The following is a 19,593-nucleotide window of genomic DNA, read 5'->3' as shown; positions in this document are numbered from 1 at the left end:
CGGCTGGTGACGCCACACACGCCCATCAACGCTGATGGTTATCGAAAGACCACGTTGTGTGTCACCACCACGCAGACCAGGCCCCGAAAGACACTTCTCGTGTTACCAAGATCACCCTACCTGTGGCTGCGTTCAGACTGGTATCCACACGTTCTTCGGCCGGAGGAACTCGCGCAGACCGGCGAGGCCGCCGATGCGCGCGGAACCGCTCTGTTTCACCCCGCCGAACGGGGCCGACGGCATCAGGCCCGGCGCCCCGTTCACCCATACGCTGCCGGCCGCGACGGCCCGGCTGACCCGGTGGGCGCGGCGCAGGTCGTTGGTGTGCAGATAGGCGCCCAGGCCGTATCGGGTGGCGTTGGCCAGCCGCACCGCCTCCTCCTCGGTGTCGAAGCTCGACACCGCCAGCACCGGCCCGAAGACCTCCTCCTGGGCGAGTTCGGCGTCGCAGTCGACGTCGGCGAAGACGGTGGGCTCCACGAAGAAGCCGTCAGCGAGGTCCCCACCGCAGCGCCCGCCGCCCGTCAGCAGCTGCGCGCCGGCCTCGCGGGCCCGGTCGACCACGCCGAGGATGCGGTCGCACGCCTGCCGGGACACCACGGGACCCATCACGGTCGTCTCGTCGGCCGGATCGCCCACCCGGACGCGACGCAACCGTGAGGTCAGCGTCTGGAGGACCTGCTTGCGGACGGCGGAATGCACCAGCAGCCGGGTGCCGTTGGCGCAGCCCTGCCCCGACAAGGCCACCACGCCGCTCATCGCGTACCGCGCCGCCGACCGGACGTCGGCGTCTTCGAAGATGACGTGCGGGGACTTGCCGCCCAGCTCCAACGCCACCGGCGTCAGGTTCCGAGCCGCCTCGGCGAGCACCTGCCGGCCGGTCGCCGCACTGCCGGTGAAGTGCACCTTGTCGACGCCAGGGTGTCCCGCCAGGGCCGCCCCGGCCGGCGGCCCGCCGGGCACGACCACCACCACACCCTGCGGCACACCCGCCTCCACCGCGATCTCGGCGAACCGCACGCCGACGAAGGGCGCCAACTCCGACGGCTTGACCACGACGGCGTTGCCGGCCGCCAGCGCCGGGCCGAGCAGTTGCGCCATCGACATCAGCGAACCGTTCCACGGGATGATGCCGGCCACCACGCCGTACGGCTCGTCGAGGGTGTAGTCGAGGCTGCGCCCGGGCCAGGTGGGCACCACCTCGCCGCCGACCTTGTCGCACCACCCGGCGTAGTACCGCAGGTGGTCAGCCGCCAGCGCCGGCAGCCGCCGCGCCAGCTGCGTCGGCAGGCCGATCTCCAGGCTCTGCAGCGCGGCGAGGGACTCGGCGTGGACGAGCAGCAGGTCGGCCAGCCGCAGCAGCGCGTCGCGCCGGACCTCGGCCGAGCTGTCCCGCCACTGCGGCAGGCTCTCTCGGGCCAGCGCCACGGCCTGGTCGACTTCGGCCGGGCCGGCGAGCACCACCTCCGTCGTCGGCCGCCCCGTCGCGGCGTAGACGTGTTCCGCCCGCCCGCCAGACGACTCCACCACCCGCTCCCCGCCGATCCACAGCGCCGGCTCGGGCAAGAGATGGGTGGCCGGTTGAGTCATTCCCATCGCGCGCTCCTCACGTCGAGGCTTCCCACCGGTCGTGCGTGTCTCTCAAGAATCCCATCGAAACCTCGTAGGACACTAGAGGCGTCTTTGATGGACACTGCTACACAGCGTAGATAGCCTGTTTCCCAGCAGCCGAGGCGGCAGAGGTGTCCGCGCTGGTCGCCCCGGCCGGTCAACGATCCGAGAAGCGATCATGGAAGGTACGGCGAATGACACGACCGAGGACGCGACCATCCCCCAGCCCTGCAGAGACCCCTGCGGAGCCACGTCCGATTGCCGGTCGAGCGCGGACCATCGCGCTCTTCGCCGTTCTGGTCGGCCTGCTGCTCGACCTGCTCGACATCGTGATCGTCAACGTAGCCCTACCGACCATCCAGGAGGACATTGGCGCCTCCAGCGCCAACATGCAGTGGATGGTGGGCGGTTACACCCTCGCCTTCGCCACCATGCTGGTGACCGGTGGCCGTCTCGGCGACATCTACGGCCGCAAACGCATCTTCATCATCGGCATGACCGGGTTCGCCGCCGCCTCGCTCGTCGCGGGGATCGCGGCAGCTCCCGAACAGATGATCGTGGCCCGTTTCGTGCAGGGCGGCATGGGTGCGCTCATGGTCCCGCAGGTGCTGTCGATCCTCCAGGTCATGTACCCGCCCAATGATCGGGGACGCGCGTTCTCCGCACTGAGCGTTGTCTTCGCCGTCGGCACGGTGGGCGGTCCCGTCGTGGGCGCCCTGCTCACCGCCTCCAACGTCGGTGGTCTCACCTGGCGCACGATCTTTCTGGTGAACCTCCCCATCGCCGTGGCTTGTCTGCTGATCACCGCGAAGCTGGTGCCCGAGTCCCGAGGGGAGTCCGCCCAGCGGCTGGACGTCAAGGGCGCCGTCCTGGTGGGTCTCGGCATGCTGTTGCTGGTGTTCCCGCTCATCCAGGGTCCGGAGCAGGGCTGGCCGGCGTGGACCTTCGTCAGCCTGGCCGCCTCGGTGCTCGCCTTCGCCGCGCTGGTGGCGGTGCAGCGACGCCGAACAGTGTCGCCGCTCATTCCGATGTCACTGTTCTCCCACCGCTCCTTCCGCGGCGGCCTCGCCGTCTCCCTGTTGTTTATGAGCGGCGTCATGCCGTTCTTCCTGGTCAACACCCTCTACCTGCAGTTCGGGCAGGGCTTCTCGGTGATCAAGGCCGGCCTGATCGGCGTGCTGTGGGGCTTCGCCGTCCCCCTGTTCACCGCCATCTCCGCGCGCCGCATCACCCCGAAGCTCGGACGGCTCGGCCTTCAACTCGGCCTGGTCATGCTGATCGCGGCGATGGTCATCCTGATCACCGTGATCCACCGCTTCGACACCGCCTCCCCGTGGGCGCTGGCCCCCGGGCTCATCCTCGGCGGCGCGGGCATGGGCATGACCTTCGCCCCGCTGCTCACCTACACCCTCAACGACGTGCCGTTGGACAGCGCAGGCGCCGCCTCCGGGGTGTTCAACACCGTGCAGCAGATGGGTGCGGCCATCGGCATCGCCCTGAGCAGCATGGTCTTCTTCCTCGTCCTGGGTGCCCAGTCCCCCGCCGTCGGCGACGACCTCCGCGCCACGGTCAAGGAGGAGCTGACCGCCCGAGGTCTGCCGGTGGCGAACGTCGACGCCGCCGCCGGCAACGCCCGGGCCTGCTTCAGCGGGCGGATCGAGGTCGCCAACCCGATTGCCGATCTGGACCCGTGCCGCGCCGTGTCGGCCCAGTCCGGGGCCGCTGACCCGGGCGTCGCTGACCTGCACGACAAGCTGCAGTTCCTGGCCAACCGAACCGCCTACCAGCAGACCACCGAACGGGCGCTTGGCTTCCAGATCCTGGTGTTCACGCTGGCCATCGCCGCCAGCTTCCTGCTTCCCCGCCGCGTCCAGCAGCAGGGTTGAGTCGCCTGCCCAGTGCCCGAGTCGGGTCCGCCGCCAGCCGTGGCTGCGGACCCGACAGGCCTCCGGGCACCTGGCGGAGGCTGTCGGCGAGGCGGGGCACGATCGGCTCGGCCTGCCTGCCTGCCTGCCTGCCTGCCTGCCTGCCTGCCTGCCTGCCTGCCTGCCTGCCTGCCTGCCTGCGGGGGACGGTAACGGTCTGCTCGTCGAGGCGGCCAGGATCGCCGCGACCAGCGTCGCGCCCATACGGGGGCGCGTTCTTGACCGCGATCGAGGTGAGTTTGCGCCGGCGCCGGTGCCGACCGGATCCCTGTCAGCGGTCCGCCGGCGCCACCCGACCCGGCGACAACACCCCCCTGATCATTCGTACGACAGGGGCAGTCAAGTCATACCGGGCCGGGCGACAGCGGGGTGCCCGGCTGAGGACGATCAAAAAGGTAACGAGGGTGGTACCCAGGCGGGATGAGGTCGCGGTGCGGCGGGCCGATCCGGAACGCCGCGCGCCAGCCGCACGACGATCTCACTCCGTGTCCACGCGGCCCGCGGCAGCCTTTTCCTCCACAGCCGTCTGGGCGGCCGCCTTCTGTTTCGCGAGCCGGGCACCGGTGGCGCGGCGCTGCACGGCGAGGTCGCCGCGGCGCTCGACCGGCACGTGAGACGTGCCCATCGCCAAACCGGTGGGCGACGGCATGTAGTCGTATACAGCCTCGTACTCGCCGGACCTGACCACGAAGGTCTCGTGCCAGACTCCGACGTCGCCGTTGTTCTTCATCCGCTTGAAGTATCGTGCCCAGACCTCGGCATGCGGCTGCTGCGGGTCGTTGGCGAATCGTTCCAACTGCTCGACGCTGCGGAAGTATCCGATCAGGATCGGCCCGCGGCGAGTCCAGGCGTGGTGGGCGCACAACGCGCCGTACTCAGGGTCGCTGAAGAGCGCCATCAGGATCTTGCGCATGTCGCGGAAGTTCGGGTACCACTGGTGGATCTTCCAGTATCGATTGATCCGCATGCCGGTGATGAAGACGGCGAAGTCACCTTCGATCTCCGCGGTCATCCGCGGTCGCTGCTTCGGCTCATCGCCCATACCGGATCGCTCCCCTCGCTGGGTGCCGCTGGGCGGCAGTCGTATGTAGGATTTCAGGACAGCAGTAGAGAGTCGAAAACACAAGCTTTGACTGTGGAACACGTGGAAAGCCGCGTGTTGTCGAGGGGGTGGCCATGCTCAGGCCCGCACCGCGTTTCGCCCCGCCGAACGACCGGCTCACCTACCACCGCAGCGAGCGGTGGGTCCGCGGCAGCATCGGCGAGGTCACCGTCGTGGACAGCCGGCGACCGCTGCTGGTCTGGGAGCCCGGGCTGCCCGTGCCGTTCTACGCCTTCGCGCTGACCGACGTGACCGGTGGAACGCTGCGGCCCGCCGCGCGGCCGCCGGAGCCGGGCAGCCGGGCCGGCAGCAGCTTTTACGATCTGGCCGTCGCCGGGCTGACCCTGCCCAACGCCGCGTGGACCTACCCTGGCGACATCTTTGCCGAGACAGTGTGCCTCGCCTGGCGGGAGTGGTTCGGCCAGGGCATCGAGCGGTGGTACGAGGAAGACGAGCAGATCTTCGTGCACCCACGTGATCCGTTCTCTCGCGTCGACTCGCTGCCGAGTTCACGGCATGTGGTGGTCGAACATGACGGCGTCGTGCTCGCCGACACCCACCGTCCGGTGCTGCTGTTCGAGACCGGCCTGCCCACCCGCTACTACATCCCGGCCGACGACCTGGTCCAGGATCTGCTGCTACCCTCCGACCATCACACCCGCTGCCCCTACAAGGGGGTCGCCTCATACTGGTCGCTGGGCGACCTACCCGGGCGCGACGGGCGCGACATCGGGTGGTACTACCCCGACCCACTGCCCGGCGTGGCCAACATCGCCGGGCTGACCGCGTTCTACCAGGATCGGGTGACGATACTGGTGGACGGCGAGCCGGTGAGTCCGACGGTAAGCGCACGGATACGGGGCTGAAGGCGATCTCCACCGGCTCCGGCGGCCGGTGCGGATCGAAGCGGCGGACGACGTCGGCACCGACGATCGCCGCGCCCAGCGAGTGCCCCCGGACAGGCTGTCGATGTTGCGGTGACAAAGGAAGCTCCCGCCTCCCCGTCCGCGTTGCCATCTCGGTCGCCGTCGCCCAGGCCATCTGCGGGCCGCCCCGCACGTCCGGCTGAGCTGATCGCCGGCATGCAGGCCACGATCGACTGGCTTGTGCGGGAGCGGCAGATATCCCGAGACGCCGGCGACGAGCTGGGCAAGCGGCTGCGTGAGGTCGAGAAGGAACTCGCCGACGGTGACCTAGACGAGGCGCGGGAGAAGCTATGGCAGCTCATCGCTGCGGGGCGGCCGTACCACGTCCACGTACCGTGGGTGGCTGGCCCCGTAGATGGCGAAGTTGAGCTGGGCGTCGCTCAGGCTGATATCACCGTTGGGGCCGCCGGCCACCGTGCCGGCGTCCGCATCCCGCTGTCCGTCATCGGTCCAGAAGCAGACCGGGCAGGTCGTACACCCAGTCCGGTATGCGCAGCAGGGACAGCGGTCGAGGGATTGTTGAATCACGTCGGCAAGCCTTCCATGACATTGACCAATAGGCATCCTCGCCTCGCCTGACTCACGCCACGGTGTAGCCGGTCCCTTCGTTGACCGCTCTGAACTCGTCCACACGTAACCTACGTGTTCCTGCAGCAACTGCGGCGACTGCCCGCTCCCCGCCCGAAGTCCGTCAGACCTCACCGTCGAGAGGAGGGCAGCGGCGAGCAGGTATGGGCCGAGAGCGTGGTGAGGCTGGCGGCGCAGCGCGCGGCGCGTTGGCGCATCGGGAGCGGCGAGCGCGTACGGCAACGGACCGCCGCGGAGCACTGCGGGCCAGCCGGGAGTGCTCTCAGAGCCGCGCCGAGCAGCGCGGCCAGCCGGACCTGGCCCAGCCTCATCGGCGTATCACGGGCGCGTTCCCGCTGCTGGCCAGGTCTGCGGTTCGGTTCAGGGCCTTCGTTGGTCGGCGACAGGGACGGGAACCCGGAGGGCTGGAGGGGGTGGGTTTGTCCCGCCCCTGTCGCCTTGGATGCCCGCACGTGGCATCCGTTTGTTTTGCGCGGGGGCCACGCATTCGTTGCATCCCGCATCTTTGGGCCTCGATGCTTCTCAAGCCGACATCGGCCGCCGTTGGTCGGCAGCCGAGGCCACCAAGACGGGGTCAGTCCGCCGCAGAGGGGGTGGCGGGTCGACGCCGCCAGGCCAACAGCCCGAAGGCCAGTCCAGCGAGGCCGGCGATCAGTCCGGCGATGCCGGCCGTGAGGGCCAACGTGGTGCGGCCGTCGTCGGTGTTGGTGGTGTCGCTGGTGCGGACGGTGGCGATGTTGTTCGAGCCGGCCGCAGGCGTGGCGGCTGCATCCTTGGCCGGGGCCTTGGCGAGCTTGAGGACGGGGGCCGGGTGTTCGACCTCGGAGCCGTCGGTGCTGGGTTCCTCGATCCAGCGCACGATCTCGCCGTTGGAGTAGGTCTGCAGGGCCTTGAAGATCATCGTGTCGGTTTCGGGCAGCGGACCGGCGGAGATCTCGAACTCCTGGAACTGGCCCGGCTTGATCGCGTTCGCCTCGCCCTGGGCAGTCCACGTGATCTTCGACGGCGCCTCGGTCACCTGGCTGCCGTGCATCTCGATCGGCTTCGCGAGCGTGGTCTTGTCGACCTGCACCGTCCATCCGGCCATCGGCCGGACCGACACCGACGCCACCGGCGAATCGGTCGGCAAGGCGACTTCCAGCTTGGTCGTGCTGGCGTTGTCCCGCTCGTTCGGCACCCGGAAAGCGAGTTTGGCGTAGCCGCCCTGGGTCGCCTCGCGGGGATTGACGGTGACGTGCGCAGACGCCACGCCGACTCCTATGGTTGCGGCGGCAAGCGCTCCGGCCACGGCTGCGGCCATCAGCCTGCCCACCGATCGTGCACGCATCAACAGACTCCTTGATCCACATATCCGCGCCAGCCGACCAGCGACCCGCACGAGGCGACCCCACGGCCACCGCCTCTGTTGGTCGTATCCGAGGGCGCTCAAGTTCCCGCAGATCCCCGACGGAGGACGGTTGGCTTCCGTCCGTCTTCGGAAGGTGCCCCCGCAGTCGACCGCAAGGTCGTAGAACTCACCGCCGTTAGCCGGATTCCAGCGGCGGGTCGCCCGTACCCGCCGGTGCCGTACTCTGGCACGGGACTACTACAGGTCGTCGTTCTGGCAGGCGGGCGGCCGCGTTCGTGGATCCGGACACGGAGGTATCAGGGTGACTGACGACGCGGACATCACCGCGTGGGCGCTCGCCGCGGGCCGTGGTGACCGGGACGCGGCGGCCCGGTTCATCGGCGCGACTCAGCACCCTGTGCGTCGCTTCCTTGCCGCGCTGATCTCTCCAGCGGAGGCCGATGATCTGGCGCAGGAGACGTATCTGCGGGCGATGCGGTCGCTGCCGTCGTTCGCGGCGCGCTCGTCCGCGCTGACCTGGTTGCTCGGTATCGCGCGGCGGGTCGCTGTTGACCACGTCCGTGCGGCGTCGGCTCGGCTCCGTACGGTGCCGATGTCGGACTTCTACGACATCCCCGATGCCTCGCGCAGTGGTTTTGATCGGCAGGTGGTGTTGGAGCGCCTGATCGCGGCGTTGCCTGCGGACCGGCGGGAGGCGTTCGTGGCCACGCAGGTCCTGGGCCTGTCGTATGCCGAGGCGGCGGAGGTGTGCGGTTGTCCGGTCGGCACGATCCGCTCCCGGGTGGCCCGGGCTCGCGAGGACCTCGTCGCCGCGATGAACACCCAGCCGCTCAGGCGGCGGCGGACACCGGGCGACGCTGCGGGGTCAACTACCCGCCCATGAATGGGCGGGCTTGCGGGTCACTCGCCCTCGCTGGTTGCGAGGTTAGGCCGCGTGCGGGCGATTGACTGCGCCCCAGTCCTCGACACCGCGTGCAGCAATGTTGAGGGCCGCATTGTGGTCGGCGTGGGCAACGACCCCGCACGACCGACAGTGGAAGGTTTCCTGGTCGGGTCGGTTCCGTTTGTCCCGCTGACCGCATTCTGCGCAGGTCTGGGAGGTGTACCGCGGGTCGACCTGGACCAGCGGTACACCCGCCCGGCGAGCTTTGTAAGTGAGGCATGCGCCGAGTTGCTGGAACGCCCACGAGTGCAGCGTGACCCGTTGGGGCTTGCGCAGCCGTACCCGGTCGCGGATGCCCGTCAGCTTTTCGACGGCGATCCCGCGACCGGTGCGTGCAGCCTCGGTCACGATGCTTTTGGCGATGGTGTGGTTGACGTTCGCGGCGTGCCGCGCTTCCTTGCGGCGGCGGCGGGCCAGCAGCCGCTTCGCGGACTTGGTGCCCTTGGCCTGCAGCCGCTGGCGCAGTCGCTGCTGGCGGCGCCGGTAGCCGTTCAGCTTCGTCCCGGCGTATCGGGTGTCGTCGGAGTCGTAGGCGATGTTGGCGATGCCCATGTCGACGCCGAGGAATCCGTCCGGCTGGTACACCTGCGGCTCGTCCGCCTCGACCGTGACGTACAGGAACCACATACCGTCCCGGTGGACCAGGTCGGACTCCCCGACCGGACGGGTGGCGACAGCCTTCAACCGGTCGGCGGACCCGGTGAACGCCACCGTCTTGAGCCGCCCATCCACCGTCCAGATGGACACGGCGCGGGCGTCGTGCTGCCACGACAGCATCCGCGCGTCGTACGGCTGCGCGGCGTCCCAGCGGAACGCGATCGGGTTCACCTCGACCTTGTGGCGGCGCTTCGAGCCAGGTTTGCCGTAGCGGCCGGCCTTGAGGTTGGCGCTGAGCGTCTTGTAGGCATCAGCGACCTTTTTGATGACGTGCTGAGCTGCCTGCGCACCGAGCCGGTAGTCGTCCTTGATGCCGTGGTAGGCGTGCCGCCGCAGGTCGTAGTTGCGGTAGCAGTTGACGTCTCGTGCCATCGCCGCGACGTCGGACGCCGCAGCGTTGCAGGCGCGCAAGGTTGCCTCCAGGGCCGACGCCTGTTGCGACGTCGGCAGGAGCTTCACCTGCACGACCAACTTCACGCCACCATCATACCATTTGGTCTATGTCACCACGATGGACTCCACACCCGGATGTACGCCGGGGACGCAGCGTTGTCTACAACCTGCACGCGCACTTGGTCTTCACCACCAAGTACCGGCGCGGGGCGCTCACCGATCCGATCCTCACCCGCTGCGGGCAGGTCATGGCCGAGGTGTGCCGCGACTTCGGTGCCGAGCTGCGGGAGTTCAACGGCGAGGACGACCACGTGCATCTACTCGTCCACTACCCGCCGAGCGTCGCCCTGTCACGGTTGGTCAACAGTCTCAAGGGTGTCTCGTCTCGACACCTGCGCCGCGAGTTCGCCGGACACCTGCGCAGGTACCTGTGGGGCGAGCATCTGTGGTCGCCGTCGTACTTCGCCGGGTCGTGCGGCGGTGCACCGCTGGCGGTGGTCAAGGAGTACATCGAAAACCAGAAACGTCCCGGCCCGTGACAGCGCTCCTCCCGGCCGTGAACGGCCGGGGTTCCCGCCTTACATACGGCTGAACCGGGCCGGACCTGCTGCGGCGTGATCCGGGACGCACAGCATGCGGGAACCAATCGGGCTGCGGCGGCGACTACCGATACATGGGGTGTGAGCAGTGGCGTGAGGTCCTGTCGGCACAGCTGGACGGTGAGGCGACCACCGCCGAGCAGGCCGGGGCTGAGGCGCACCTTGACGAGTGCGCCGGCTGCCGCGCCTGGCTGGACCAGGCCGCGGCGGTGACGCGGCGGTCCCGGCTGACTGTCACCGTCCCTGGGCCGGACCTGGTCGACACGATCCTCGCCGCGCTGCCCGCGCCCTCCCACCGCGGTCTCCGGAAGCGGGTCGTGCTCACCCTGCGTGGCCTGTTGGGCCTCCTCGGCGCACTGCAACTGGTGCTCGGGCTAGCACAGGTCGGGCGGGGACCGGCCGGCGGTCACGACCACACGGGTGTGCTCGGGTCGGGGCATCTGTGGCACGAGTCGGCGGCGTGGAATGTGGCGGTCGGGGCCGGGTTCCTGTTCGTGGCGGCGCGGCGTACGCGGCCGACCGGGCTGGTGCCGATGTTGAGCGCGTTCGTGGGGACGCTGGTGCTTCTGTCGGTCAACGACCTGCTGGCCGGGCGGGTCGACACCACCCGCCTGGTCAGCCACGGCTTCCTCCTCGCCGGGTACGCGATCGTGGTGGCGTTGTCTCGGCCGCGCCTGCAGCCCGAAGGGCCGAAGGCGCGGGGGCGGGGCGACCGCCCGGGCTGGCGCCTGAACGTCGACGAGGCGCCCCCACCCGCCCCAGCGCAACTCCGGCTGGTCCCGCCATACCCCGGTTCCGCGCGGGCCCAGGGCCGCCGGGCGGCCTGAACCGGCCCCGCCGCACATGGCTGGTGACATCAATCACTTTTGTCCTGGAACTTTCTATTTGTCGCGGTCGACCAACCAGCCGACAGATCAAACAGCGAAGGGACCATCCATGCCCCGCACCACTGTCGCCGGCCCGCGCCGACGCCCAGCCATCCTGCTCGCCGCCGCCGCGGCCTCCCTCGCGGTCGGCGTCGCCGGCTGCGGCTCGTCGGATTCGTCTTCGTCGGCGCAGCCGGGCCCGTCGGCGTCGGTGTCGGCGAGCTCCACGCCTGGGGTGCTCGGCATCCAGGACCCGTGGGTGAAGGCCGCCGACAAGGGCATGACCGCCGCGTTCGGCACCCTCGTCAATGACGGCGACACCGACGTGACCATCACCGCTGCGGCGACCGACGTGTCGCCCATGGAGCTGCACGAGATGACCATGAAGGACGGAAAGATGGTCATGCAGCCCAAGCAGGGCGGCATTGTGGTGAAGGCACACAGCAGAACCGTGCTGCAGCCCGGTGGCGAGCACCTGATGCTGATGGACCTGAAGCAGCCGGTGAAGGCCGGCGACGAGCTGACCTTCACGCTCACGTTCGCCGATGGGAAGACCCAGACGTTCACGGCGGTGGCCAAGCCGTTCACCGGCGCCCAGGAGAGCTACGCCCCCGACCACGGCCAGCCAGCGGCATGACCGAGCGCCCCGCTGTCCGCCCGGTGAGCAGGCGTGGCCTGCTCACCGGCGGCGCCCTGACCGCAGGTGCGCTCGCCAGCGCCGCCGCCGTAACCCTCGTCCGCGCCGACAAGCCGGAAGGTCGGCCCGCCGACGCGGTGCCGGTCGCCGCCGTCGGCACCGCGGTCGAGCCGTTCCACGGCGCGCGGCAGGCCGGCGTCGCCACCGACCCGCAGTCGTACGCGGCGTTCGTCGCATTCACCCTCAAGCCCGGCACCGACCGGGCCGTGCTGGGTCGGATGCTGCGCCTGCTGTCCGACGACGCCGCCCGGCTCACCCAGGGCCGCCCGGCGCTGGCCGACACCGAACCCGAACTCGGCCTGCTGCCGGCGCGGCTGACCGTCACGTTCGGCTTCGGCCCCGGCCTCTACACCGCCGCCCGGCTCGACGACCGGCGACCGCCGTCGGTGGCAGAACTGCCGCCGTTCCGGATCGATCGCCTGCAGGCCCGCTGGTCCGGTGGGGACCTGCTGCTGCAGATCTGCGCCGACGATCCGGTCACCGTCGCCCACGCCCAGCGGGTGCTGGTCAAGGACAGCCGCCCGTTCGCCACCGTCCGTTGGGTGCAGCAGGGCTTCCGCCGCGCCGCCGGCACCGAACCCGGCCGTACCCAACGGAACCTGTTCGGCCAACTGGACGGCACCGCCAACCCCAAGCCGGGCGGGCCGCTGGAGGCCGCCGTGTGGGTGCCCGACGGGCCGGCCTGGGCGCGGGACAGTACCACCCTGGTCGTCCGCCGGATCAGCATGAACCTGGAGACCTGGGACCTGCTCGGCCGCGCCGACCGGGAACTCGCCGTCGGCCGGCGCCTGGGCACCGGTGCCCCGCTCACTGGCACCGCCGAGCACGACGAGCCCGACTTCGCCGCCACCGGCCCCGACGGGCTCACCGTCATCCCCGACTTCTCGCACCTCACCCGCGCGCACGTCACCGACGACCGGCTGAAGATCCTGCGCCGCCCCTACAACTACGACGGCGTCCCCACTCCTGACGGCCATGCCGACAGCGGGCTGATCTTCGCCTCGTACCAGGCGGACATCACCCGCCAGTTCCTGCCGATTCAGCAACGCTTGGCCGAACGGGACCTGCTCAACGAGTGGACCACCCCGACCGGCTCCGCTGTCTTCGCCATCCCACCCGGCTGCCCCGAGGGCGGCTGGATCGGCCAGCAACTACTCGGCTGACCACCATCAACCAAGGGAAAGAAACACCAGTCATGCCCACTCGAATCGGCCGCCTAAGCTCCGGCGGCCTCGTCGCCGCCGTGCTGGCCGCCCTTGCGGTGCTGCTGGCGCCAGCCTCACCCGCCGCCGCCCACAACTCGCTACAAGCGGCCAGTCCCGCCCAGGACGCTCGTCTCTCCGCCCCGCCGACGGAGATCACCCTGAAGTTCCTGCAGAAGCTGGACCCGGCCTTCACCACCATCGTGCTCAGCGATGCCAGCCAGCGGAAGGTCCCCACCAGCGAACCTGCCGTTACCGGAGCCACGGGCAGGGTGACGATCAGCCAGCCGTTGGCCAACAGCACCTACACCGTCGCCTACCGCGTCGTCTCCGCTGACGGGCACCCCGTGCAGGGCTCGTACTCCTTCACGGTGGCCGTCCCCGCCGCCAGCACCGCCGCCCCGACCGCCAGCGCCGCCCCGGGCGTGGCCGCCTCCGCTGCCGCCGCCTCCCCCGCATCGGCCAGCCCGGCGGCCTCGTCCCGCCGCTCCGACGGCTCCGGCCCGATCCTGCTGGTGGCCGGCGGAATCGCCGTCGCGGTCGTCGTCGCCGGGGTCGTGGTGCTGCGGCGTCGACGCCGCGCCACCTTCTGACCAAGACCGCGCGGGCAGGGTGTACGCCTCCCGCCCGCCCTCAACCTGCCAGGGGCATTGACATGCCAGAAACCCGTTCGCGCCAGGCTCACCCACACCATGTCCCGGACGGCTCTCGCGCCATTCGGACGCCGGCCGGACAGGGCCCCGAGACGCCAGGAACAGGGATCCCCTCCACCGGCCGGAAGAGCTCGGTCGTGGTTCCGATCGCGGCCGCGGTCTCGGCGGGAGCGGCACTCCTGATTGCCCTGCGAGCTGGCGGCGCGCTCGCGGTCGCGATCCCCGGCCTGCCGGACCCCGGACCGCTCACGACCTGGGCGTTGCCCCTGGTCCGGCTGCTCAGTGACGCGCTCGCCACGCTGACCGTCGGGATGCTGGTCACAGCGGCGTTCCTGCTGCCCGGGAACGGGCCGAGCGTGTCCCCGCACGGCTGGCTGCTGCTACGTCGCGCCGGCGCCCTGTCCCTCGGGTGGGCGGCCGCCGCCCTGACGCTGATCGTACTGACGGTCTCGGACCTGCTCGGCCTCCCACCGCAGCGGCTCAGTACCGCCGTGGTGGTCAGCTTCGCGTCCTCGATCTCGCAGGGGCGGGCTCTGCTGCTGCAGGCCGGGCTGGCCCTGACCGTAGCGATACTCGCCCGGGTGGGCGTGTCGCGTGGGCTCGCCGCCGCGGCGGCGGTGCTCGCACTGATCGCGGTGACACCACCAGCATTCACCGGGCACGCCGCCGGAGCGGGCAATCACCAGATCGCTGTCAGCAGTCTCGTCCTGCACGTCCTGGCCGCCGCGCTATGGATCGGCGGCCTCGCCGCGCTGCTGGCCGTCCGCCGCAGCCGGCACCTCGCCGACACCGCCGGCCGATACAGCCGCCTCGCCCTGGGCTGCTTCACCGCCGTCGCAATCAGCGGACTCGCCAACGCCGCCGTACGCCTCGGCACGGTCGACCAGCTGTGGCAGTCGAGGTACGGATGGCTGGTGGCCGGCAAGCTCGTCGCGCTGGTGATCCTCGGTGTCGCCGGCGCGGCGCACCGGTCCCGGACCCTGCCGGCCCTGCACGCAGGCAAGCCGGGCGCGTTCCGGCGGCTGGCCGCCGGGGAACTGATCGTGTTCGCCGCCACCCTGGGGCTGGCTGTGGCGCTGTCGCGCAGCCCCACCCCGGTGGCGACCAACCCCGCCGACGCCGAGCCGCTGACCGAACTGCTCGGTTTCTCGATGCCCGCGGCCCCCACCCCGGGCAACCTGCTCGGCCAGCCCCTGCCGGACCTGTTCTTCCTCACCGTCACCGCCGGTGCGGCCGCCGCCTACCTCGCCGGGGTACGGCGGTTGCGCCGGGCCGGACACCGCTGGCCAATCGCTCGCACGGCTAGCTGGCTCGCCGGCCTGCTGGTCCTCGCCGCGTTCACCGGCCTCGGTGTGGCGCGCTACGCGTACGTGCTGTTCAGCGCCCACATGGCGCAACACATGGTGCTGTCCATGCTGGTGCCGATCCTGCTCGTCGGCGGCGCCCCGGTCACCCTCGCGCTGCGCGCCCTGCGCCGCCCGGCCGACCCGCAGGTCCGCGGCGCCCGGGAGTGGCTAATGCTCGCCCTGCACAGCCGGCCCACCAAACTGCTCACCCACCCGCTGGTCGCGCTCGGCATCTACACCGGCAGCCTCTTCGGGCTCTATTTCAGCGACCTGCTCGGCGCGCTGATGCGCTCCCACCTCGGCCACCTCGCCATGCTGGTCCACTTCGTGGCCTCCGGCTACCTGCTGTTCTGGGTGCTCATCGGCGTCGACCCCGGCCGGCGACGGATCCCCCACCCCATCCTCGTGCTCATCCACCTGGCCGCGATGATGGCGCACGGCTTCTTCGGCCTGGTGCTCATGCAGACCACCACCGTCATCGCCCCGGACTGGTACATCTCCGTCCACCCCGCCTGGGCCTCTTCCCTACTGGTGGACCAGAAGCTGGGCGCGGGCATCGCCTGGGCGTTCGGCGAGATCCCCGCCGCCGCCGTCATGATCCTCCTCGTGCGCCAGTGGATCCGCGCCGACCAGCGGGAACAGGCCCGCCTCGACCGCGCCGCCGACCGCGCCGAGGCCACCGGCGAAGAGGACGAGCTGACCCACTACAACGCCTTTCTCGCCGCCGCCCGGCAGGCCGGCCAGGACCAGGACCGAGGACAGCGGCCGTAACCGGGCGGAGCCATGTGCGACGTCCAGTCGCGGACGTCCCACGCGGGTTGTTCGGCTACGCGTGGCGGCGCCGATGCTGGCCTTGCACCGCGAGATCGGTCCTCCGCCTGCCGGCGGGTCACCTGGCCCGGATGGCACGCCGCAAGTAGGCGGCCAGGACGAGGTCGACGAGCAGGAATGCCAGCAGGCTGATTCCCAGCAGGGGCAGGAAGACCCCGAAGATGACGGCAACCAAGGCCACGGCCACCAGCCCGGGCCACGGCAGCGCCCGCAGGCCACCACGCCGAATGGCCGGGCCGGGACGCCACCGTGCGGCGGTGGTGGGGCGCCGCTGCCACCACATCCGGTAGCCGAGCACCACCATTACGACCAGCCCCATGGCGAGGCCGGCGAGGGCAATCTGGTTCGGCAGTCCGAACAGGACACCCATGTGGATGTCGACGCCCCAGCGTGCGAGCTTGGCCATGAACGGGTAGTCGGCAAAGCGCACGCTGTCGGTGACGGCCAGGGTGGCGGGGTCGACGGCTGCGGCGTCCACAGCGGTCGGGAAGGCGCGGTGGACCTCCGTGACGGTCCAAGTGGCCCCCGCCCCGGCGGGTAACCCGATCTCGACCTGGTCGGAGGTGATGTCGGCCGCCCGCGCGGCGGCGAGCACCTTGTCGATGTCGCCGGCGTCCACCCCATGCGTCCCGCCGGTTGAGGCACCGTGGTCGGCGTGGCCGCCCGTGGCGCCGGCAGCCGGGGCCGAAGCCGTCGTGGTGACCAGGGCCGGGGTGGACCAGCCCAGGCGAGACCGCAGCTCGGTGACGTTCTCCCCGGCAAGGCGCGACCAGGTCAGGCCGGTGGCCGACAAGGCCAGCAAGCCGAGCACCAGCCACACCCCCAGCGCGCCGTGCCAGGAACGGGTCCGGACCCGGCCCCGTGCGCCCGACTCTGGAACCAGAAGGGCGCGTGCCGACCGGCGAGCACGGGCCCGGGCCACCCACAGCGTGAGCCCGCCCAGCGCCACCACCCACAGCCAGGACGCGGCGAGCTCGCTGTAGAGCCGGCCCACCTCTCCCAGGTGCAACGACCGGTGCAACTGGTCGATCCAGGAGCGCACCGGCAGGGAGCCGCTGGTGCCGTACACCTTTTCCTGACCCAACACGGCGCCGGTCGTGGGGTCGACGAAGACCGCATGCCGGTAGGACTCCGCCATGGTGCCGTCGTCGAACAGCACCCGTGTGGTGCCGCCCTCGGGGGCCGGCCGGACCGCGACCAGGCCCCGCACCGTGCTCACCTTCGTCGCGGCGGCGACCTGCTCGGCCAGCGGCACCCGCGCCGACGAGGCAACCGACGGCGCTTCGAGCAGGTCGGCGTAGACCACCCGCTCCACCTGCGGGCTCAGCGCGTAGAGCCCACCGCTGACCGCTGCTACCAGCAGGAAGGGGGCAACGAGGACACCCGCGTAGAAGTGAAGACGCAGGACCAGGGGGCGCAGCAGCGACCACACCCCCCGCCGCGCAGGCCGCGCCGCAGTATCGGAAGTCTGGTCGATCGTGGTGTCGCTGTCCACGGTCACGGCAGAACTCCTCGTTCAGGGTGCGACGGCACCGGCCTTACCGGCGCTGCCGAGGGGGGTCACGCACCGGTTGGATCAGTCATAGAGTCGTCCGCCGGTCCTCGCTGGTTCCCGGAACGCCGAAATATATTGACGTCGGTTGAGGATTCCTCGCGCAACGCGCACTGCTGACCGACGCCGGGTGACAACCGGCACCGGCTGCTCGCAGGTCAGTGGCACCGGCCCACCGCATGCCGCCGCAGGCATCAGTCCGCTCAGGCCAGGTTGATCGTGTACTGCGCGGTGTGCACCTTCCCGTCGACCTGGAAGTCGAAGAACGCCCGATACCGGCCCATGCTCGGTGCCGTCAGCCAAACCTTGACCGCCCCGTCGACCAGTTCCTGCTCGGGGTGGACATGCAGGTAGCCCAGATCGCCCTCGCGGACCACCACCAGGTGCCCGTACGCGCCCAGATTGCGCTGCAGCTGGACCGGCCCAGGGGTGCCGGTGCGGCTGACCCGGAAGACCATCGGCGCTGCCACCCCCACTGTGGGGGTGCCGTCCATCGACACCGTGAACGGCCCGGCCGTGGCCTGCGGCTGCGCCGGCGGCAACGCGGCCGGGGTGTACGCGCCCGGCACGTCGTGGTCGACGCCCAGGACCAGCGGCAAGGGGCTGCCGTCGGTCCCGGTCAGGGAGAAGTCGGCGTAGATGCGGTAGCCGCCGGTCCGGGCCAGCTTCAACGGGACGCTCCAGGTGCCGTCGGGCGCCATGGTGGGGTGCAGGTGCTGGTATCCGCTCAGGTCGCGACCCACCACGATCAAGTGCAACGGCTTGTCGTGTACGACCGTGAAGCGCGTCGCCGCCCGCCGGTCAGCTCCGACGATCCGGAACCGGTAGTCCACGCTCACCCCGGCCGGCTGGGACCGCCGCATCGGCTGCAGCGTGTAGCCGCCCGCGCTGACCGTCGTCCCGGTCGCCGGCGTCTGGCCCGCGCTGCCGTCACCCGGATGCGAGTGCGCCCCGGTACCCGGCGCATGCTGATGCCCGTCCCCCGCCACCAGTGCCGGCTGCACGGCAGGCGGCCCGCCTGCGGTTGTCCTGAGCGTCGGCGCGCCGGTGGGGGTTCGCGCGTCGCCCGTACCGATCCGCCCGATCCCGAACCCGGCCAGCAACGCCACCACCAACCCGGCGACGAGCAATGCGGAACGCGTGTTACTGAACCAAGGCCCGAGCGTCAGGGCTGGGTCGGCCATGTCGGAAGCCCCCACCCGGCCTGCGGTCACGGGCCGCGCCGTGGCGACGGCACTCGCCGATGTCGCCTCCTGTCCGGCCGCCGGCGGCGCGGTCACGGCGAAGCGAACCGCCCCGTTCTTCCGCGTCGCCGGGGCGGCGGCCCGTCGTCCCTTGCCGCCGGAGCCCGACGCGGCGGCCGTGCCGTTGGCGCCGGCGCGACCGACCGCGCCCGAGCTGCCCTTGGAGCGGGGGCCGGCGCTCCGCCGGCGAGCGGCCGCGCCCGAGCTGCGGTCCCGGCCGGAGGCCCTGCCTACGGGAGCCGGGCGGCGGCGCCAGCTCACGAATCCGGCCACGGCCGCCGCAACTGCCACCGCCCAGCCGGTCCACGCCACCCAACCGAGGCCGCCCTCGTCATCCTGGGCCGTCGAAGGAGCGGCCACCGCGGGCGGGGACGCCGACAGCGATGGCGCGGCCGGCGGGGCCGACGGCACGGGCAGCGCGGCCGGCGCAGCCGACGAAGACCCCGACCCGTGCCCGGACGAGGCGTGCTGGTCGGCAGCCGCCACCAGCGACGGATCCGGCTGATTGGTCGGCGGGCGCCATCCCGGCGCCGCTGCCGTCACCCGCCCCGTGTAGCGGAAGCTCATCGTGCCCCGCACCGGCTCACCGTCCGAGGCCACCGACAGATAGCTCACCGAGTACTGCCCCACCGCCGGCAGATGCGCCAGCGTCACCACCGCCGGGAACCCCGTCGAGTACTCGCGCGGCTCGAACTTCCCCGCGACCAGGAAGTACTCCCGTACCGGCTTGTCCAGGGGCTCGGGCGATCCATGGTTCCAGCCGTTGTCGACCCGACCGCCACCCGGCGCGGTGATCGCGAAGTAAGCGTTGTCGGCGACCCTCTCCGTGAAATAGAGCTTCACCGCCGCCAACGGCTCGTTCACCGTGGCACCCTCCGCTGGGGTGGACATCGCCAAGGTGCCGTGAGCTGCCGCGGGCGAGGCGAACCCGAGGACGGCGACCGCAAAAACGAGGACAAACGCGAGCAGGCCCGAGGCCGCACGTCCAAGAGCCCGAGGGAGACGACGCATCAGAGCATCCTCGCGACGGGGAGGCTTTAATCAAGGCATCGGCAACTTTTTATGCAGATAGCAAAAGTTCTGCCCGCTCCGACTCAACATACAAGCAGA

General features: G+C 70.7%; 16 protein-coding genes. 9 read left to right on the top strand and 7 right to left on the bottom strand.

The features are described from left to right. Positions 1–132: 132 nt before the first annotated feature. Positions 133–1,596, bottom strand: coding sequence for an aldehyde dehydrogenase family protein (locus ACGF4F_RS30080; RefSeq protein WP_357441823.1), 1,464 nt, complete (start codon positions 1,594–1,596; stop codon positions 133–135). A gap of 209 nt (positions 1,597–1,805) precedes the next feature. Here ACGF4F_RS30080 and ACGF4F_RS30075 point away from each other — a divergent pair, with 209 nt between their 5' ends. Next, positions 1,806–3,497, top strand: a complete 1,692-nt coding sequence (locus ACGF4F_RS30075; protein WP_357441825.1) for an MFS transporter — start codon at positions 1,806–1,808, stop codon at positions 3,495–3,497. Positions 3,498–4,014: 517 nt separating this feature from the next. Here ACGF4F_RS30075 and ACGF4F_RS30070 read toward each other — a convergent pair. Further along, positions 4,015–4,548, bottom strand: coding sequence for a DUF4188 domain-containing protein (locus tag ACGF4F_RS30070; RefSeq protein ID WP_357441827.1), 534 nt, complete (start codon positions 4,546–4,548; stop codon positions 4,015–4,017). A 164-nt stretch (positions 4,549–4,712) separates the two neighbouring features. On the opposite strand from ACGF4F_RS30070, the gene ACGF4F_RS30065 reads away from it, so the two are divergent. Next, positions 4,713–5,504, top strand: a complete 792-nt coding sequence (locus tag ACGF4F_RS30065) for a DUF427 domain-containing protein (RefSeq protein ID WP_393082535.1) — start codon at positions 4,713–4,715, stop codon at positions 5,502–5,504. Positions 5,505–5,852: 348 nt separating this feature from the next. Here ACGF4F_RS30065 and ACGF4F_RS30060 read toward each other — a convergent pair whose 3' ends face one another. Both ACGF4F_RS30060 and ACGF4F_RS30055 read right to left on the bottom strand, forming a co-directional pair. Continuing rightward, positions 5,853–6,128 (bottom strand): CPCC family cysteine-rich protein, encoded by a 276-nt coding sequence (locus ACGF4F_RS30060; protein ID WP_357441830.1) that lies wholly within the window; start codon positions 6,126–6,128, stop codon positions 5,853–5,855. 598 nt (positions 6,129–6,726) lie between these two features. Further along, complete coding sequence (locus ACGF4F_RS30055) at positions 6,727–7,452, bottom strand: YcnI family protein (protein ID WP_357441832.1); 726 nt, start codon at positions 7,450–7,452, stop codon at positions 6,727–6,729. A 349-nt stretch (positions 7,453–7,801) separates the two neighbouring features. On the opposite strand from ACGF4F_RS30055, the gene ACGF4F_RS30050 reads away from it, so the two are divergent. Beyond that, positions 7,802–8,383: a sigma-70 family RNA polymerase sigma factor gene (locus ACGF4F_RS30050; RefSeq protein WP_393082530.1), complete on the top strand. Its 582-nt coding sequence runs from the start codon at positions 7,802–7,804 to the stop codon at positions 8,381–8,383. 42 nt (positions 8,384–8,425) lie between these two features. On the opposite strand, the gene ACGF4F_RS30045 is transcribed toward ACGF4F_RS30050, so the two are convergent. Beyond that, entirely contained in the window at positions 8,426–9,565 is a 1,140-nt protein-coding gene (locus ACGF4F_RS30045; RefSeq protein ID WP_393082648.1) for an RNA-guided endonuclease InsQ/TnpB family protein, read from the bottom strand. A 35-nt stretch (positions 9,566–9,600) separates the two neighbouring features. Here ACGF4F_RS30045 and tnpA point away from each other — a divergent pair, with 35 nt between their 5' ends. From tnpA to ACGF4F_RS30015, 6 genes are all read left to right on the top strand, one after another. Next, a complete protein-coding gene (gene tnpA / locus ACGF4F_RS30040) occupies positions 9,601–10,032 on the top strand; it encodes an IS200/IS605 family transposase (protein WP_357444169.1) in 432 nt (143 codons plus the stop codon). A gap of 134 nt (positions 10,033–10,166) precedes the next feature. Continuing rightward, the gene (locus tag ACGF4F_RS30035; RefSeq protein ID WP_357445760.1) at positions 10,167–10,919 is read left to right on the top strand and encodes a zf-HC2 domain-containing protein; all 753 of its coding nucleotides are present in this window, start codon (positions 10,167–10,169) and stop codon (positions 10,917–10,919) included. Between the two features lie 109 nt (positions 10,920–11,028). Continuing rightward, positions 11,029–11,595: a copper chaperone PCu(A)C gene (locus ACGF4F_RS30030; protein WP_357445775.1), complete on the top strand. Its 567-nt coding sequence runs from the start codon at positions 11,029–11,031 to the stop codon at positions 11,593–11,595. After that, on the top strand, positions 11,592–12,818 hold the full coding sequence (locus ACGF4F_RS30025; RefSeq protein WP_357445757.1) for a Dyp-type peroxidase: 1,227 nt from the start codon (positions 11,592–11,594) through the stop codon (positions 12,816–12,818). The genes ACGF4F_RS30030 and ACGF4F_RS30025 overlap by 4 nt, the downstream gene beginning before the upstream one ends. Before the next feature lie 32 nt (positions 12,819–12,850). Further along, positions 12,851–13,450, top strand: coding sequence for a copper resistance CopC family protein (locus ACGF4F_RS30020; protein WP_357445754.1), 600 nt, complete (start codon positions 12,851–12,853; stop codon positions 13,448–13,450). 197 nt (positions 13,451–13,647) lie between these two features. Next, on the top strand, positions 13,648–15,627 hold the full coding sequence (locus tag ACGF4F_RS30015) for a cytochrome c oxidase assembly protein (protein WP_393082525.1): 1,980 nt from the start codon (positions 13,648–13,650) through the stop codon (positions 15,625–15,627). 118 nt (positions 15,628–15,745) lie between these two features. Here the strand turns inward: ACGF4F_RS30015 and ACGF4F_RS30010 are convergent, their stop codons facing one another. Continuing rightward, positions 15,746–17,188, bottom strand: a complete 1,443-nt coding sequence (locus ACGF4F_RS30010) for a PepSY-associated TM helix domain-containing protein (protein ID WP_393082522.1) — start codon at positions 17,186–17,188, stop codon at positions 15,746–15,748. 254 nt (positions 17,189–17,442) lie between these two features. Next, entirely contained in the window at positions 17,443–19,494 is a 2,052-nt protein-coding gene (locus ACGF4F_RS30005; protein WP_393082520.1) for a copper resistance protein CopC, read from the bottom strand. Positions 19,495–19,593 lie beyond the last annotated feature (99 nt).

This window comes from Micromonospora sp. NPDC047740 (assembly GCF_043204735.1).
In the GTDB taxonomy this organism is placed as follows: domain Bacteria; phylum Actinomycetota; class Actinomycetes; order Mycobacteriales; family Micromonosporaceae; genus Micromonospora.
This window is presented reverse-complemented; position numbering and strand designations above follow the sequence as displayed.

What these genes read in the sequence shown, in the direction of transcription:
- ACGF4F_RS30055 (WP_357441832.1), bottom strand. Translation starts at nt 7,452, where the DNA reads ATGGCCGCAGCCGTGGCCGGAGCGCTTGCCGCCGCAACCATAGGAGTC.
- ACGF4F_RS30065 (WP_393082535.1), top strand. Translation starts at nt 4,713, where the DNA reads ATGCTCAGGCCCGCACCGCGTTTCGCCCCGCCGAACGACCGGCTCACC.
- ACGF4F_RS30080 (WP_357441823.1), bottom strand. Translation starts at nt 1,596, where the DNA reads ATGGGAATGACTCAACCGGCCACCCATCTCTTGCCCGAGCCGGCGCTG.
- ACGF4F_RS30060 (WP_357441830.1), bottom strand. Translation starts at nt 6,128, where the DNA reads ATGCCTATTGGTCAATGTCATGGAAGGCTTGCCGACGTGATTCAACAA.
- ACGF4F_RS30075 (WP_357441825.1), top strand. Translation starts at nt 1,806, where the DNA reads ATGACACGACCGAGGACGCGACCATCCCCCAGCCCTGCAGAGACCCCT.
- ACGF4F_RS30070 (WP_357441827.1), bottom strand. Translation starts at nt 4,548, where the DNA reads ATGACCGCGGAGATCGAAGGTGACTTCGCCGTCTTCATCACCGGCATG.
- ACGF4F_RS30005 (WP_393082520.1), bottom strand. Translation starts at nt 19,494, where the DNA reads ATGCGTCGTCTCCCTCGGGCTCTTGGACGTGCGGCCTCGGGCCTGCTC.
- tnpA (WP_357444169.1), top strand. Translation starts at nt 9,601, where the DNA reads ATGTCACCACGATGGACTCCACACCCGGATGTACGCCGGGGACGCAGC.
- ACGF4F_RS30030 (WP_357445775.1), top strand. Translation starts at nt 11,029, where the DNA reads ATGCCCCGCACCACTGTCGCCGGCCCGCGCCGACGCCCAGCCATCCTG.
- ACGF4F_RS30020 (WP_357445754.1), top strand. Translation starts at nt 12,851, where the DNA reads ATGCCCACTCGAATCGGCCGCCTAAGCTCCGGCGGCCTCGTCGCCGCC.
- ACGF4F_RS30035 (WP_357445760.1), top strand. Translation starts at nt 10,167, where the DNA reads ATGGGGTGTGAGCAGTGGCGTGAGGTCCTGTCGGCACAGCTGGACGGT.
- ACGF4F_RS30025 (WP_357445757.1), top strand. Translation starts at nt 11,592, where the DNA reads ATGACCGAGCGCCCCGCTGTCCGCCCGGTGAGCAGGCGTGGCCTGCTC.